General features: G+C 71.9%; 14 protein-coding genes. 13 read left to right on the top strand and 1 reads right to left on the bottom strand.

The window, feature by feature from the left end; genetic code table 11:
- Positions 1 to 5: 5 nt before the first annotated feature.
- From miaB to trmB, 8 genes are all read left to right on the top strand, one after another.
- Complete coding sequence (gene miaB / locus PHZ_RS19095; RefSeq protein ID WP_012524001.1) at positions 6 to 1,358, top strand: tRNA (N6-isopentenyl adenosine(37)-C2)-methylthiotransferase MiaB; 1,353 nt, start codon at positions 6 to 8, stop codon at positions 1,356 to 1,358.
- Positions 1,355 to 2,314, top strand: coding sequence for a PhoH family protein (locus PHZ_RS19090; RefSeq protein WP_012524000.1), 960 nt, complete (start codon positions 1,355 to 1,357; stop codon positions 2,312 to 2,314). The genes miaB and PHZ_RS19090 overlap by 4 nt, the downstream gene beginning before the upstream one ends.
- On the top strand, positions 2,311 to 2,775 hold the full coding sequence (gene ybeY / locus PHZ_RS19085) for an rRNA maturation RNase YbeY (protein ID WP_012523999.1): 465 nt from the start codon (positions 2,311 to 2,313) through the stop codon (positions 2,773 to 2,775). The genes PHZ_RS19090 and ybeY overlap by 4 nt, the downstream gene beginning before the upstream one ends.
- A gap of 46 nt (positions 2,776 to 2,821) precedes the next feature.
- The gene (locus PHZ_RS19080; RefSeq protein ID WP_236611854.1) at positions 2,822 to 3,652 is read left to right on the top strand and encodes a CBS domain-containing protein; all 831 of its coding nucleotides are present in this window, start codon (positions 2,822 to 2,824) and stop codon (positions 3,650 to 3,652) included.
- Between the two features lie 8 nt (positions 3,653 to 3,660).
- Positions 3,661 to 5,235 (top strand): apolipoprotein N-acyltransferase, encoded by a 1,575-nt coding sequence (gene lnt / locus PHZ_RS19075; RefSeq protein WP_012523997.1) that lies wholly within the window; start codon positions 3,661 to 3,663, stop codon positions 5,233 to 5,235.
- A 57-nt stretch (positions 5,236 to 5,292) separates the two neighbouring features.
- On the top strand, positions 5,293 to 5,715 hold the full coding sequence (locus tag PHZ_RS19070; RefSeq protein WP_041374442.1) for a helix-turn-helix domain-containing protein: 423 nt from the start codon (positions 5,293 to 5,295) through the stop codon (positions 5,713 to 5,715).
- 109 nt (positions 5,716 to 5,824) lie between these two features.
- Positions 5,825 to 7,045 (top strand): methionine adenosyltransferase, encoded by a 1,221-nt coding sequence (gene metK, locus PHZ_RS19065; protein ID WP_012523995.1) that lies wholly within the window; start codon positions 5,825 to 5,827, stop codon positions 7,043 to 7,045.
- A gap of 113 nt (positions 7,046 to 7,158) precedes the next feature.
- Positions 7,159 to 7,833: a tRNA (guanosine(46)-N7)-methyltransferase TrmB gene (gene trmB / locus PHZ_RS19060; RefSeq protein WP_041373718.1), complete on the top strand. Its 675-nt coding sequence runs from the start codon at positions 7,159 to 7,161 to the stop codon at positions 7,831 to 7,833.
- Between the two features lie 6 nt (positions 7,834 to 7,839).
- On the opposite strand, the gene ppa is transcribed toward trmB, so the two are convergent.
- On the bottom strand, positions 7,840 to 8,373 hold the full coding sequence (gene ppa, locus PHZ_RS19055) for an inorganic diphosphatase (protein ID WP_012523993.1): 534 nt from the start codon (positions 8,371 to 8,373) through the stop codon (positions 7,840 to 7,842).
- 108 nt (positions 8,374 to 8,481) lie between these two features.
- Between ppa and PHZ_RS19050 the strand changes: the two genes are divergently transcribed.
- From PHZ_RS19050 to nusA, 5 genes are all read left to right on the top strand, one after another.
- Positions 8,482 to 8,880 (top strand): GFA family protein, encoded by a 399-nt coding sequence (locus tag PHZ_RS19050; RefSeq protein ID WP_012523992.1) that lies wholly within the window; start codon positions 8,482 to 8,484, stop codon positions 8,878 to 8,880.
- A 43-nt stretch (positions 8,881 to 8,923) separates the two neighbouring features.
- The gene (locus PHZ_RS19045; RefSeq protein WP_012523991.1) at positions 8,924 to 9,346 is read left to right on the top strand and encodes a hypothetical protein; all 423 of its coding nucleotides are present in this window, start codon (positions 8,924 to 8,926) and stop codon (positions 9,344 to 9,346) included.
- 83 nt (positions 9,347 to 9,429) lie between these two features.
- Complete coding sequence (locus PHZ_RS19040) at positions 9,430 to 11,535, top strand: TonB-dependent receptor (RefSeq protein WP_012523990.1); 2,106 nt, start codon at positions 9,430 to 9,432, stop codon at positions 11,533 to 11,535.
- A 198-nt stretch (positions 11,536 to 11,733) separates the two neighbouring features.
- The gene (gene rimP / locus PHZ_RS19035) at positions 11,734 to 12,297 is read left to right on the top strand and encodes a ribosome maturation factor RimP (protein WP_012523989.1); all 564 of its coding nucleotides are present in this window, start codon (positions 11,734 to 11,736) and stop codon (positions 12,295 to 12,297) included.
- Between the two features lie 14 nt (positions 12,298 to 12,311).
- Positions 12,312 to 13,997, top strand: coding sequence for a transcription termination factor NusA (gene nusA, locus PHZ_RS19030; RefSeq protein WP_012523988.1), 1,686 nt, complete (start codon positions 12,312 to 12,314; stop codon positions 13,995 to 13,997).
- Positions 13,998 to 14,018: the final 21 nt, after the last annotated feature.

Raw genomic sequence — 14,018 nt, 5'->3', positions numbered from 1 at the left:
GGCCCATGTCCGAGCCCGCGCCCGCCAAGCGCCTCTACATCAAGACCTACGGCTGTCAGATGAACGTCTACGACAGCGAGCGCATGGCCGACGTCCTTGCGCCGCTGGGCTATGGCGTGACCGACGATCCGGCCGCGGCGGACCTCGTGGTGCTGAACACCTGCCATATCCGCGAGAAGGCCACCGAGAAGGTCTATTCCGAGCTCGGGCAGATCAAGCGGCTGAAGGAGGCCCGGCGCGCCGAAGGCCAGGGCATGACCATCGCCGTGGCCGGCTGCGTCGCCCAGGCCGAGGGCGAGGAGATCATGCGCCGCCAGCCGGCCGTGGACCTCGTGGTCGGGCCGCAGGCCTATCACCAGCTGCCCGAGCTGATCGCCCGCGCCCACCGCGCCCGCGGCGAGCGGCTGGCGGCCGATTTCGCGCCCGACGAGAAGTTCGACGCCCTGGCGACCGAGCGCCGGCCGACGGGCGTGACCGCCTTCCTGACCGTGCAGGAGGGCTGCGACAAGTTCTGCACCTTCTGCGTCGTCCCTTACACCCGCGGCGGCGAGTGGAGCCGCCCGGCCGAAGCGATCGAGGCCGAGGCCCGGGCGCTGGCCGCGAAGGGCGTGCGCGAGGTCACCCTATTGGGCCAGAACGTCAACGCCTATGACGGCGCCAACGGCCAAGGGGCTGGGCTGGCCGGCCTTGTCCGGCGCCTGGCGAAGATCCCGGGGCTGGACCGCATCCGCTACACGACCAGCCATCCGCGCGACATGGACGACGACCTGATCGCCGCCCACGCCGAGGTCCCGGAGCTGATGCCCTACCTGCACCTGCCGGTGCAGGCCGGCTCGGACCGCATCCTGCGGGCCATGAACCGGGCGCACACGGCCGAGAGCTACCTTCGGGTGATCGAGAAGGTCCGCGTCGCGCGGCCCGACATCGCCATCTCGGGCGACTTCATCGTCGGCTTCCCCGGCGAGCGGGAGGCCGACTTCGAGGCCACCCTGCAGCTGGTGCGCGAGGTGGGCTACGCCAGCTGCTTCTCGTTCAAGTACTCGCGCCGGCCCGGCACGCCCGCCGCCGCCCTGCCCGGCCAGGTCGCCGAGGAGGTCAAGGAGGAGCGGCTGCAGCGCCTGCAGGCCCTCCTGGAGCAGCAGCAGCTCGCCTTCAACGCCGCCCAGGCCGGCCGCGTCCTGCCCGTGCTGTTCGAGAAGACGGGCCGCCATCCGGGCCAGCTCATCGGCCGCAGCCCCTATCTGCAGGCGGTGCATGCGCACGCGCCGGATCGCCTGATCGGCCAGATCGTTCCGGTGAAGGTCGAGAGCGGCGGGCGCAACAGCCTCGCCGGCGTGCTGGAACTGGAGACGGCGTGAGCCGAGCGCCCGAATTCATCGCCCTGTCCGACGCCGCGGTCCGCGCGGTGGCCGGCGCCAACAGCCGCCATGCGGCGCTGATCGAGGACGCCTTCGGCGTGCTGGTCGAGACGCCCGGCGGCGGCGTCAGCCTGAGCGGCGACGCCAAGGGCCGAGGTCTCGCCAAGAAGGCCGTGCAGGCCATCGCCGAGCGCGCCGACCAGGGGCTGGAGGTGGCCGAGGCCGACATCCGCGTGGCCATCGGCCGGGTGCGGACGGGCTCGGGCGGCGCGCCCGGCGCCCTGCCGGTCGGCCGGCGGGGCCAGGTGGCGCCCAAGACCGCGACCCAGGCCAAGTACCTCGACGCCCTGGCCAAGTGCGAGATGGTGTTCGGCCTCGGCCCCGCGGGCACGGGCAAGACCTTCCTGGCCGTGGCGCACGGCGCGGGCCTGCTGCTGCGCGGCGAGGTGGACCGGCTGATCGTCTCGCGTCCGGCCGTCGAGGCGGGCGAGCGCCTGGGCTTCCTGCCGGGCGACCTGACCGAGAAGGTCGATCCCTACATGGCCCCCGTCTGGGAGGCGCTGACCGACATCCTGGGCGCCGACCAGCTGCGCCGCCGGCGCGAGAAGGGCGAGATCGAGGTCGCGCCCATCGCCTTCCTGCGCGGCCGCACGCTCAGCCACGCCTACGTCATCGTCGACGAGGCCCAGAACGCCACCCGGCTGCAGATGAAGATGGTGCTGACCCGCCTGGGCGAGGGCGCCCGCATGGTCATCACCGGCGATCCGACCCAGATCGACTTGGTGAACGCCTATGATTCCGGGCTCGCCCATGCGGTGGGCCTGCTGGAGGACGTGAAGGGCATCGGCGTCGTCCGCTTCTCGTCCGAGGACGTGGTCCGCCACCCGCTGGTGGAGCGGATCGTGCGCGCCTACGACGCCGACGCGGCGCGCCAGCGGGGCGGACGCGCGGTTTGATCGACATCGAGGTCGAGGATCCGGCCTGGACGGCCGCGCTTCCCGACGCCGAGGCCCTGGTCCGGGCGGCGGCGAAGGCGGCGCTCGCGTCCGAGGGCGCGGGCGGCGAGGGCGTCACCCTGCTGCTGGCGGACGATGCGGCCGTGCGCGAGCTGAACGCCCGCTTCCGCGGCAAGGACAGCGCGACCAACGTGCTCTCCTTCCCCGCGCCGCCCAACCCCGAGAGGCACCTGGGCGACGTGGCCCTGGCCTGCGGCGTCTGCGCCCGCGAGGCGGCCGAGCAGGGCAAGCCGCTGGCGCATCACCTGCAACATCTGGTCGTCCATGGCGTCTTGCACCTTCTCGGATACGACCACATGAGAGAAGATGAGGCCGAGGCCATGGAGGGCCTCGAGCGCGACATCCTGGCCGGACTGGGGGTTCCCGACCCCTACGCGGTCAGCGAGGGAGAGCATGACTGACCCCGATCCTTTGAGTAGGCCCGGCCCGGGCCGCCGGCGTGGGCTCATGGGCCTCGTCGACTTCTTCCGGCGCGGCGCCGAGACCGCCGCCGCCGCGGGGCCCGAGCCGGAAACCGAATCCGCCGGGGAGCTGGTCAACCAGGCCCGCGCCTTCCAGGGGCTGCGGGTCGAGGACGTGATGAAGCCCCGGGCCGACATCGTCGCCATCGACCGGAGCGCCTCGTTCTCGGAGGTGGTGGCCCGCTTCCTCGAGGCCGAGCATTCGCGGATGCCGGTCTACAAGGAGACCCTCGACGAGCCCGTGGGCGTGGTCCACGTGAAGGACGTCTTCCGCCTGCTGGCGCGCAAGAGCCGCAAGCCCAAGCCCGAGGACCAGATCCTGCAGGGCCGCTATCAGCTGGTCCGCAAGGTGCTCTACGTGCCGCCCTCGATGGCCGCCGCCGAGCTCCTGGCCCTGATGCGCTCGCGGCGCACCCACATGGCCCTGGTGATCGACGAGTTCGGCGGGGTGGATGGCCTGGTGACCCTGGAGGACCTGCTCGAGAAGCTGGTGGGCGAGATCGCCGACGAGCACGACGAGGAGGGCGACGTGGGCTTCACGCCGATCGTCGAGGACGACGATGGCTGGGTCGCCGACGGCCGCGCCCCGCTCGAGGAGCTGGAGCACGCCATCGGCGAGGGGGTCGACCTGGCGCCCGACGACGTGGACGAGGAGATCGAGACCGTCGCCGGCCTCGTCAACGCGCTGGCCGGCCGGGTGCCGCAGAAGCGCGAGCTGATCCCGCATCCGGACGGCTTCTCCATCGAGGTCCTGGCCGCCGATCCCCGCCGCGTGAAGCGCGTGCGGGTCCGCCGCGCCGCGCCGGTCGAGGCCTGAGCCTTTCATTGCGCGGCGCCTGGCTTCCCCGACTCTGGACGCTGCTCGGCGGGCTGGCCGCCGGGCTGGCCCATCCGCCCTTCGGCCTGCTGCCTGGCCTGCTGGGCTACGCCGTCGTGCTCCTCGCGCTGGAGACGGAGGGGCCGCGTCCCCTGCGCTCGGCGTTCTTCCGCGGCTGGCTGGCCGGGCTGGGCTATTTCGGCGTCTCCACCTGGTGGATCGTCGAGCCCTTCCTGGTGGACGTCCGCGTCCACGGCTGGATGGCGCCCTTCGGCCTGGTGTTCCTGGCCGGCGGCCTTGCCCTCTTCTGGGGCCTGGCGGGACTGACCTACCGGGCGCTGAAACCGCAGGGCGCCTGGAAGGTGCTGGTGTTCGCCGGCTGCTACGCCGGTTTCGAGTGGCTGCGCGGCCACGTGCTGACCGGCTTTCCCTGGGACCTGCCGGGCGAGAGCTGGCGGGCGGGCTCGGCGCCCTCGCAGGCAGCCGCCCTCGTCGGCGCCTATGGTCTGAGCTGGATCACCATCGCGATCGCCGCGGCGCCGGCGGTGCTGGGCCTCTCGGTCGGGCGCCGGAGCCGGGCCGCGGCGCTGGGGCTGGCCCTTATGGCCCTGGCCGGCCTCTACGCCCACGGCCACCTGCGCCTGCGGGCCGCGCCGGCCGGGCCGGCCATCGCCGCCGACGCGCCCCTGATCCGCATCGTCCAGGCCGACATCGACCAGAAGGACAAGTGGCGGCCCGAGAACCTGCGGATGATCTTCGACGCCTACGCCGGGCTGACCCGCCGCCAGGCCGCCGCCAGGCCCGACATCGTCATCTGGCCAGAGGGCGCGCTGCCGGCGGTGATCGACGATCTGCTGGCGCCGCAGTCGATCTACGGACCCCTGCTGCGCGACACCCTGGCCGAGGGCCAGACGCTGCTGATGGGGGCCAACCGCGCCGAGGCGGCCCCCGACGGCGAGGTGCGGTACTTCAACAGCCTGGTGGCGTTCCGGCGCGAGAACGAGGGCCTGCGGGTCACCGGCGTCTACGACAAGCACCGGCTGGTGCCGTTCGGCGAGTACCTGCCGCTGGGCGACCTCGCCACGCGGGTCGGCTTCCGCAGCCTGGTCCACATGCCGGAGGACTTCTCGGCCGGCCCGCCGCCGCGGCCGCTCGCGCCCTGGGGCGTGCCCGCCCTGCAGCCGCTGATCTGCTACGAGGCCCTGTTCCCGGGCTTCTCCCGGCCGCCGCCGGCCGAGGGCGACGGGATCCGGCCGTCCTGGATCCTCAACGTCTCCAACGATGCATGGTTCGGCCGCACGTCGGGCCCGCTGCAGCACCTGAACATCGCAAGCTACCGGGCCATCGAGGAGGGGCTGCCGATCGTCCGCTCCACCCCGACCGGCGTCTCGGCGGTGATCGACGCGCACGGCCGCATCCTGCCCGGCGCGCGTCTTGGCCTGGGCGAGCTCGGGGTCATCGATGCGCGCCTTCCGCCGGCCCTGCCGCCGACCCTCTACGCGCGGGTGGGAGGCTGGCCGTTCGGGGGCATGCTGCTCCTGTCGGCGCTGGCCCTGCTGGCGTCGCGCGCGCGGAGACGGTGAGCCTGCGGCACGCTCGCACAGGTTGCGATTCCTTGAACGTCCGGTATGCATCGCCGCATGAAGACCTCGCACGACGCTGAGACCGAAGGCCCCAACCCCGTCGACCGGCACGTCGGCCTGCGCATCCGCATGCGCCGCAAGGAGCTGGGCATGAGCCAGGAGCGCCTCGCCGAAGCCATCGGCCTGACGTTCCAGCAGGTGCAGAAGTACGAGCGCGCCACCAACCGGGTGAGCGCCTCCAAGCTGTTCGAGATGGCCCGCGCGCTGCAGACCTCGATCGCCTACTTCTACGAGGGCCTGGAGGAGGCCGGCGCGGGCGAGGCTTCGCCGCCCAGCGACGAGGTGCAGACCTTCCTGATGTCGCACGACGGCATGGAGCTGGCCCACGCCTTCCCGCGCATCCGCCAGGCGCGGGTCCGCCGACGGATCCTGGATCTCGTCCGGGCCGTCGCCGAGACGCCGGAGACCGCCGAGGCGTAACGTCGCCCTCGGCGCGCTTGTTGGGACATAAAGATTTCTTTATAGGCTGGCCGACCTCTCGACCGGCCGCCGCTTCGCGCGGGGCCCAAAGTCTCCGGAGCTAAGCGTCTTGAGCCGTTCCAACTACATCTTCACCAGCGAGTCCGTGTCCGAGGGCCACCCCGACAAGGTGGCGGACCGTATCTCGGACACTGTCGTCGACGCCTTCCTGGCCGTCGAGCCCGAGGCCCGCGTCGCCTGCGAGACCCTGGTGACCACCAACCGCATCGTCCTGGCGGGCGAGGTCCGGGCGGGCCGTCCCGGCGCGTCCAAGGCCGAGAACAAGGCGCTCACCAAGGAGATCGTGAAGTCGCTCGAGCCCAAGGTCCGCGCCGCGGTCAAGGACATCGGCTACGAGCAGAAGGGCTTCCACTGGGAGAAGGCCAAGTACGCCTGCTTCCTGCACGAGCAGTCGGCCCACATCGCCCAGGGCGTGGACGCCTCGGACAAGAAGGACGAGGGCGCGGGCGACCAGGGCATCATGTTCGGCTATGCGACCGACGAGACGCCCGAGCTGATGCCGGCGACCCTGCAGTTCTCGCAGAACATCCTGCGCCGCCTCGCCGAGGTCCGGCACTCGGGCGAATGCCCCGTGCTCGAGCCCGACGCCAAGAGCCAGGTGACCATCCGCTACGAGGACGGCCGCCCCGTCGAGGTGCTGAAGATCGTCGTCTCGACCCAGCACAAGAAGCGCCTCGACGACCAGATCTGCACGCCCAAGCGCCTGCAGGCGGTGATCCAGCCGTTCGTCGAGAGCGTCTTCCCGGAGGGCCTCGTCACCCGCAAGACCAAATGGCTGGTCAATCCGACCGGCCGTTTCGAGATCGGCGGCCCCGACGGCGACGCGGGCCTGACCGGCCGCAAGATCATCGTCGACACCTACGGCGGCGCGGCCCCGCACGGCGGCGGCGCGTTCTCGGGCAAGGACCCGACCAAGGTGGACCGCTCGGCCGCCTACGCCTGCCGCTACCTGGCCAAGAACGTGGTCGCCGCGGGCCTGGCCCGGAAGTGCACCATCCAGATCAGCTACGCGATCGGCGTGGCCCAGCCGCTGAGCTTCTACGTCGACCTGCACGGCACCGGCGAAGTCGACCCGGCCAAGCTGGAGCAGGCGCTGCCGCAGATGATCGGCGGGGCCACGCCGCGGGCCATCCGCGAGCACCTGGGCCTCAACCGGCCGATCTACGCGCGCACGGCGGCCTACGGCCACTTCGGCCGCAAGCCGGACAACGAGGGCGGCTTCTCGTGGGAGAAGACCGACCTGGTGGACGAGCTGCGCAAGCTGGTCTGAGCCTTGGCGATGTCGTCCCGGTGTCCGCGGAGCGGAGCGCCGGGACCCATCGTCGCCAGATGTCGACGGCGTCGCTCAGCGGCGCCGTTTGCGTTTCAGGTAGGATCGATCTGATGACCGACCCCCATCCGCCGCTGCGGTCCTACGGCCGGCTGAAGTCGCGCGCCATCAAGCCGCGGCAGGCCGCGCTGATGGACACCCTGCTGCCGGCCATCCGCGCGCCGCTGGAGCCGTTCGCGCCCAAGGACCTCATGCCAGGCGCGGCGGAGACGTGGCTCGAGATCGGCTTCGGCGGCGGCGAGCACATGGCCGCCCAGGCCGCCCGCCGGCCCGACGTGCTGGTGATCGGCGCCGAGCCCTTCCAGAACGGGGTGGCCAGCGCCCTGCGGCATGTGGAGGAGCAGGGGCTCCAGAATGTCCGCATCCACGACGGCGACGTGCGCGAGCTGATCGCGCGGCTGCCGGACGCCAGCCTGGACCGGGTGTTCATCCTGTTTCCCGATCCCTGGCCCAAGGCGCGGCATAACAAGCGCCGCCTCGTCCAGGCCGAGACGGCAGCCGAGCTCGCCCGGGTGCTGAAGCCGGGCGGCGCCCTGCGTTTCGCCAGCGACTGGGCCGACTACGTGGACTGGAGCCTGGAGCGCATCCTGAAGGACGGCCGGTTCGACTGGACCGCCGGGCGCGCGGACGACTGGCGGCTCCCGCCGGCCGACCACGTCACCACCCGCTACGAGGAGAAGCGCCTGGGCGACTGCGCCCCGGTGTTCCTCGACTTCGTCCGCCGCTAGGCGGCGTCAGCCTTCCTTCTTGTAGCGCTCGATCGAGGTGCGGATCAGGTCGGCGGCCTCTTCCGGGTCGGCCCAGCGGACGATGTCGACGCTCTTGCCCTTCTCCAGATCCTTGTAGTGCTTGAAGAAGTGGGCGATCTGCTCGGTCAGGATGGCGGGCAGGGCGCGCCAGGAGTCCACGCCAGCGTAGAACGGGTGCAGCTTGTCCACCGGCACGGCCAGGATCTTCTCGTCGCCGCCGGCCTCGTCGCGCATGATCAGCGCGCCCACCGGACGGGCGCGAATGATGGCGCCGGGCACCACCGGGGTCGGGCCCACCACGATGATGTCCATCGGGTCGCCGTCGTCGGCCAGGGTGTGCGGGATGAAGCCGTAGTTGCCCGGATAGAACATCGCGGTGTGCAGGAAGCGGTCGACGAAGATCGCGCCGGATTCCTTGTCGATCTCGTACTTCACCGGTTCGCCGCCCTGCGGGATCTCGATGAGGGCGTTGACGTCGTACGGCGGGTTCTCGCCGACGGGGATCTTGGAGAGGTCCATGGGGAGCTGGCCTTATGGTGCGACACACAAGAGTCGAGGCGCGCCTCTTGGGCGAAGTCCCGGCCTGAGTAAAGGTCCGCGAAGGTCGAAAACGGAAGGGGGCCGGGGATGCTGCGGACGGCGACATGCGCGTGCGGCGCGCTGAAGGCCCACTGCCGGGGGGAGCCGGCGCGGATCTCGGTCTGCCATTGCCTAGACTGCCAGCGCCGCACCGGCTCGGCCTTCGGGGTCCAGGCGACCTTCGCCCAGGACCAGGTGGCGTTCGAGGGGGAGGCGCGCGAGTTCACCCGCCACGGCGACGAAGGCCACTGGATGACCGCCGCGTTCTGCCCGGCGTGCGGCGGCACGGTCTGGTACCGCATCGAGCGGCGGCCGGGGATGGTGAGCGTGCCGGTGGGCGGTTTTGCGGATCCCGGCTTCCCCGAGCCCCGGGTCAGCGTCTACGAGGCCCGCCGGCATCCCTGGGCGCGGATCCAGACCGAGGGCCCCATCGAACGTCTCGATTGACCCAGCTCAACACGGCCGCGCCGCGATGCGGTAGCAAGCGCGCGTGACCTTCGCCCTGCGCCTCAAGCGGAACCTGCCGGCCCTCGGGCTGGCGCTCGCCTGCCTGGCCCTGGCGATGAAGCTCCTCGTGCCGCCCGGGTTCATGGCCGCCGCGCCGGCCGAGGCCGCGCCCTTCCCCCTGGTCCTCTGCACGCCGCAGGGCATGGTCGCCGTCGGGGCGCACGCCTCGCCGGCTCATGACGGCGGCGAGCCGGCCGGTCCTTCGGGCCAGCGCGCAGACCATGTCCCGTGCGTCTTCGCCGCCGCCCAGCACCTCGCCCCGCCGCCGGCCCTCGACCATTCCACGAGGGTGGCGTTCGCCGCCTGCGCCGCGCTCACGCGCTCGGCTCCGGCGTCGCTGGCCCCCGGCCGCGGCCTCTGCGCGCCGCCCCCGCCGGCGCGGGGACCGCCGGGGCTCGCCGCCTGACCCTCGCGCCCGCCGCGGCGCCTCGTCTCTCAGCATCATCGAACAAGGACGCGCGCCCGCGAAGGCGCGCCGTGGACAGCATCATGAACCTTCGACTCTTCGCCTCGGCCGCGCTCGTGGCCCTGGGAGGCGGCATGGGCGCCGCCATGCCCGCCGCCGCCCAGGAGGCGCCCGCGCCGCTGCTCGACGTCATCGTCGTCACCGCCCCGCGCATCGAGCGCACGACGCCGACGGCCCAGACGATCGCCCCCCGCCCAGTGGAGGGCCCCGATCCCACGACCCTGCTGGCCCGCGTGCCCGGCGGCGCCCGGGTCGGCAACGGCGCCCTGTCGGGCCAGGCCCAGTACCGGGGCCTGTTCGGCCACCGGCTGAACCTTCGGGTCGACGGCCAGCGCTTCGCCTCGGGCGGCCCCAACCTGATGGACCCGCCGTTCCACTACGCGCCCACCTCCCTGGTCTCGGCGCTGGAGGTGGATCGCGGCGTCAGCCCGGTGCGGGAGGGGCCCGGCCTGGCCGGCGGCATGAACGCGGTCTTCAAGCGGCTGGACTTCACCCAGGGCGGCGAGCCCGAACTGGGCTACGACCTCACCGCCGAAGCCCGGTCGGGCGACGACAGCCGCTCGGTCGGCGGCATCGCCGGGGCGGCGGGGCAGGCCTGGCGGCTGAACCTGCTGGGCGCCTACGAGAAGGGGGACGACGCCGAGTTCCCCGGCGGGACGATCCGCGCCAGCCGCTTCGAGCGCAGCGTCTACGGGCTCTCGGCCGGCGCGCGGGCGGGGGACCAGGAGGTTTCGCTCGACGTGCGGCGCCAGCACACCGGCCCGACCGGCAACCCGCCGTTCCCGATGGACATCCGCTACTTCGACAGCGACTTCGCCCGCGTGGGCTGGCGGGGCGAGTTCGGCGAGGTGCAGGCCGAGGCTGCGTTCAGCTACGCCGGCGTCGACCACGCCATGAACAACTTCGGCCTGCGCCCGGCCCCGGCTTCGCCGATGGATCGGCGCGAGGCCCTGGCGAAGGCCTACACGCGGGCGGCGGAAGGCGCGGTCTCGTTCCCCGCCGCCGGCGGGCGCCTGCGCCTGGGGGCCGACGCGGAGGCCACCGACCGCAACGTCCAGATCCTCAATCCGGCCAACCCGGCGTTCCTGGTGACCTCGCTGCCCGACGTGGAGGCCACGCGGACCGGCGCCTACGCCGAATGGACCGGCGGCCTCGGACCGGTGATGGGCGAGCTCGGCCTGCGCTTCGACCGCCACGAGGCGGACGCCGGGCGCACGGTCCTGGGCCCGGCCCTGCCGGCGGGTCCCGTCTCCCTTGCGGCCGCGTTCAACGCCGCCGACCGCAGCCGCGACGACGACACGGTGGACGTCTCGGCCCGCTTCTGGACCCCCGAGCGCGACGGCCTGTCGTGGCGGCTCACCCTGGCCCGCAAGACCCGGGTCCCCGGCTATGTGGAGCGCTACAGCTGGCTCCCGGGCAACACGAGCGGGGGCCTCGCCGACGGCAACATCTACGTCGGCGACCTGGCGCTGGAGCCGGAGGTCGCCTGGATCGCCGAGGCCGGGTTCGACTGGGCCGGCGACCGCGCCTACGCGCGGCCGACCGTCTTCGTGCGCGAGGTCGACAACTACATCCAGGGCGTTCCCTTCGACGCCACCCCCGGCGTGCTGGACACCCTTCACGAGCGGGTGGCGGCGATGAACGGAGATCCCACGCCGCTGCGGTTCGCCAACGTGGACGCGCGGCTGTGGGGCTTCGACGTGGCCGGCGGGGTGAAGCTGTCCGAGCGCTGGCGCCTGGACGCGGTGGCCTCGTACGTGCGCGGCGAGCGGCGGGACGTCCCGGACGATCTCTACCGCATCTCCCCGCCCAGCCTGACCGCCGCCGTCAGCTACGACGCCGACGCCTGGTCGGTGACGGCCGAGACCCGGCTGGTGGCCGACCAGGACAAGGTCTCGGGCACCAACGACGAGCAGCGGACCGGCGGCTACGGCCTCGTGAACCTCTACGGCGACTGGCGGGTGCGCCAGGGCGTGCGGGTCTCGGCGGGCGTCGAGAACCTGCTGGATCGCCGCTACTCGGACCACCTGGCGGGCTACAACCGGATCGCCGGTTCGGACGTGCCGGTCGGCGCCCGGTTGCCGGGGGCGGGCCGGAGCGTGTTCGTGCGCCTGTCGATGGCGAGGTAAGGCCGTGCGCCCGCCGTCCCTGGACCTCGGTCGAGGCGACGGCGGGCGCAGGTCGTCGCGCCCCCGCGTAATGGGGCTGACAAGCGCCTGATCGGCCGCTATATTCCTTCCCAACATCGCTGATAGCGCTGGATGGCGCTTTCAAGCGGCGGGCTCCGGCCCGACCGCTTTTTTCTTTGCCGGAGGCCTGGGCCTTTCATGCGCGGGAAGACCGCCGAGGACCTGAAACTGCTGGACCTGCTCGATCCCGTGGCCGAGGCCGTGGGCTACGAGATCGTGCGCCTGCGCCTGATGGGCGGCGAGCGCAACCAGCGTCGCCTGCAGATCATGGCCGAGCGCCCCCTTCTTGAAGACGGAACGGGCGGCGACATGAACGTCGAGGACTGCGCCAAGCTGTCGCGCGCGGTTTCCGAGGTGCTGGACGCGGCCGACCCGATCTCGGGCGAGTACACCCTGGAGGTCTCATCTCCCGGCGTGGACCGGCCGCTGACCCGGCTGAAGGACTTCGACACCTACGAGGGCTACGAAGCGCGCCTGGAGCTGGACCGCCTGGCCGAGGGCCGCAAGCGGTTCCGGGGCGTGCTGGCCGGCGTGGAAGGCGACCAGGTCGCGATCGATCTGGAAGGCGAGGAGGAGACGGCGCTCGTCCCCTTCGCCTGGATCGTCGAGGCCAAGCTGGTGCTGACCGACGAGCTGATGAAGCGGGGGGCGCAGACGCGCGCCGCCCGGCTTGAATCCGACGAACAACAGACTTCCGAGTAGAGGGACGGACCCCCATGAGCCTGACCGGCATATCCGCCAACCGGCTTGAACTCCTGCAGATCGCCGAGGCCGTGGCCCGCGAAAAGGCGATCGACAAGGAGATCGTCATCGAGGCGATCGAAGAGGCGATCCAGAAGGGCGCCCGCGCCCGCTACGGCGCCGAGCACGACATCCGCGTGCACATCGACCCCAAGACCGGCGAGACCACCATCAAGCGCGTGGTCACGGTGGTGGCCGACGACGCCACCTTCGGCGGCGGGGTCGACCCCGAGACCGGCGAGGAGCTGCCCATCGAGGAGCCGCCGGGGATCATCCGCCTGGCCGAGGCCAAGCGCCGCGACAAGGACGCCGAGGTCGGCAAGGTCTACGAGGAGCTGCTGCCGCCGTTCGAGTTCGGCCGCGTCCAGACCCAGATGGCCCGCCAGGTGGTGATGGGCAAGGTCCGCGACGCCGAGCGCGAGCGCCAGTACGAGGAGTACAAGGACCGGGTCGGCGAGATCGTCAACGGCACCGTCAAGCGCGTCGAGTACGGCAATGTGGTCGTGGATCTCGGCCGCGGCGAGGGCATCATGCGCCGCGACCAGTCGATTCCGCGCGAGAACTTCAACATCGGCGACCGGATCCGCTGCTACATCTACGACGTCCGCCGCGAGACCAAGGGCCCGCAGATCCTGCTGTCGCGCGCGCACGGCGGCTTCATGGCCAAGCTGTTCGCCCAGGAAGTGCCCGAGGTCTACGACGGCGTCATTGAGATCCGCGCCGTGGCCCGCGACCCGGGCTCGCGCGCCAAGATGGCGGTGGTGTCGAACGACAGCTCCATCGATCCCGTCGGCGCCTGCGTCGGCATGCGCGGCAGCCGCGTCCAGGCGGTCGTGGCCGAGCTGCAGGGCGAGAAGATCGACATCATCCAGTGGAGCCAGGACGACGCCACCTTCATCGTCAACGCCCTGGCCCCGGCGGAAGTCTCCAAGGTGGTGATGGACGAGGAGGACGAGCGCGTCGAGGTCGTGGTGCCCGACGAGCAGCTCTCGCTGGCGATCGGCCGGCGCGGCCAGAACGTGCGCCTCGCCAGCCAGCTGACCGGCTGGCAGATCGACATCATGACCGAGAGCCAGGAGAGCGAGCGCCGTCAGCGCGAGTTCACCGAGCGCACGGCCCTGTTCCAGGAGGCCCTGGACGTGGACGAGGTCATCGCCCAGCTGCTGGTCACCGAGGGCTTCGCCACCGTCGAGGACGTGGGCTACGTCGATCCGTCCGAGATCTCGGCGATCGAGGGCTTCGACGAGGACACCGCCGAAGAGATCCAGACCCGCGCCCGCGAGTATCTGGAGAAGGAAGCCGCCGAGTACGACGCCAAGCGCCGCGAACTGGGCGTCGAGGACGGCCTGCTGGACATCGAGGGGATCACCCTGCCGATGGCGGTGGCGCTGGGCGAGGGCGGGATCAAGACCGTCGAGGATCTGGCGGGCCTGGTGCCCGACGACCTGCGCGGCTGGTTCGAGACCAAGAACGGCGAACGGGTTCGCGAGCCGGGCATCCTCGAGACCTTCGGCCTGGACGCCCAGGACGCCGAGCTGCTGATCATGCGCGCCCGGATCGTCATGGGCTGGGTCGAGGCGCCGGAAGAGCCCGAGGCCGAGGAGCCGACCGACGAAGACTTCGCCGAGGCCGAGATGGCCGGCGAAGCCCGCGACGCCTAAGGGTCGGAGAGGTGTCCGACC

It is taken from the genome of Phenylobacterium zucineum HLK1, assembly GCF_000017265.1.
Lineage (GTDB): Bacteria > Pseudomonadota > Alphaproteobacteria > Caulobacterales > Caulobacteraceae > Phenylobacterium > Phenylobacterium zucineum.
The sequence above is the reverse complement of the archived record's forward strand: the minus strand, read 5'-3'. Positions and strand labels throughout refer to the sequence as shown.

Excerpts from the sequence above, each read along its gene's own strand:
- PHZ_RS19040 (WP_012523990.1), top strand. The coding sequence starts at position 9,430 with ATGAACCTTCGACTCTTCGCCTCGGCCGCGCTCGTGGCCCTGGGAGGC.
- miaB (WP_012524001.1), top strand. The coding sequence starts at position 6 with ATGTCCGAGCCCGCGCCCGCCAAGCGCCTCTACATCAAGACCTACGGC.
- rimP (WP_012523989.1), top strand. The coding sequence starts at position 11,734 with ATGCGCGGGAAGACCGCCGAGGACCTGAAACTGCTGGACCTGCTCGAT.
- PHZ_RS19050 (WP_012523992.1), top strand. The coding sequence starts at position 8,482 with ATGCTGCGGACGGCGACATGCGCGTGCGGCGCGCTGAAGGCCCACTGC.
- nusA (WP_012523988.1), top strand. The coding sequence starts at position 12,312 with ATGAGCCTGACCGGCATATCCGCCAACCGGCTTGAACTCCTGCAGATC.
- ppa (WP_012523993.1), bottom strand. The coding sequence starts at position 8,373 with ATGGACCTCTCCAAGATCCCCGTCGGCGAGAACCCGCCGTACGACGTC.
- PHZ_RS19080 (WP_236611854.1), top strand. The coding sequence starts at position 2,822 with ATGGGCCTCGTCGACTTCTTCCGGCGCGGCGCCGAGACCGCCGCCGCC.
- PHZ_RS19070 (WP_041374442.1), top strand. The coding sequence starts at position 5,293 with ATGAAGACCTCGCACGACGCTGAGACCGAAGGCCCCAACCCCGTCGAC.
- trmB (WP_041373718.1), top strand. The coding sequence starts at position 7,159 with ATGACCGACCCCCATCCGCCGCTGCGGTCCTACGGCCGGCTGAAGTCG.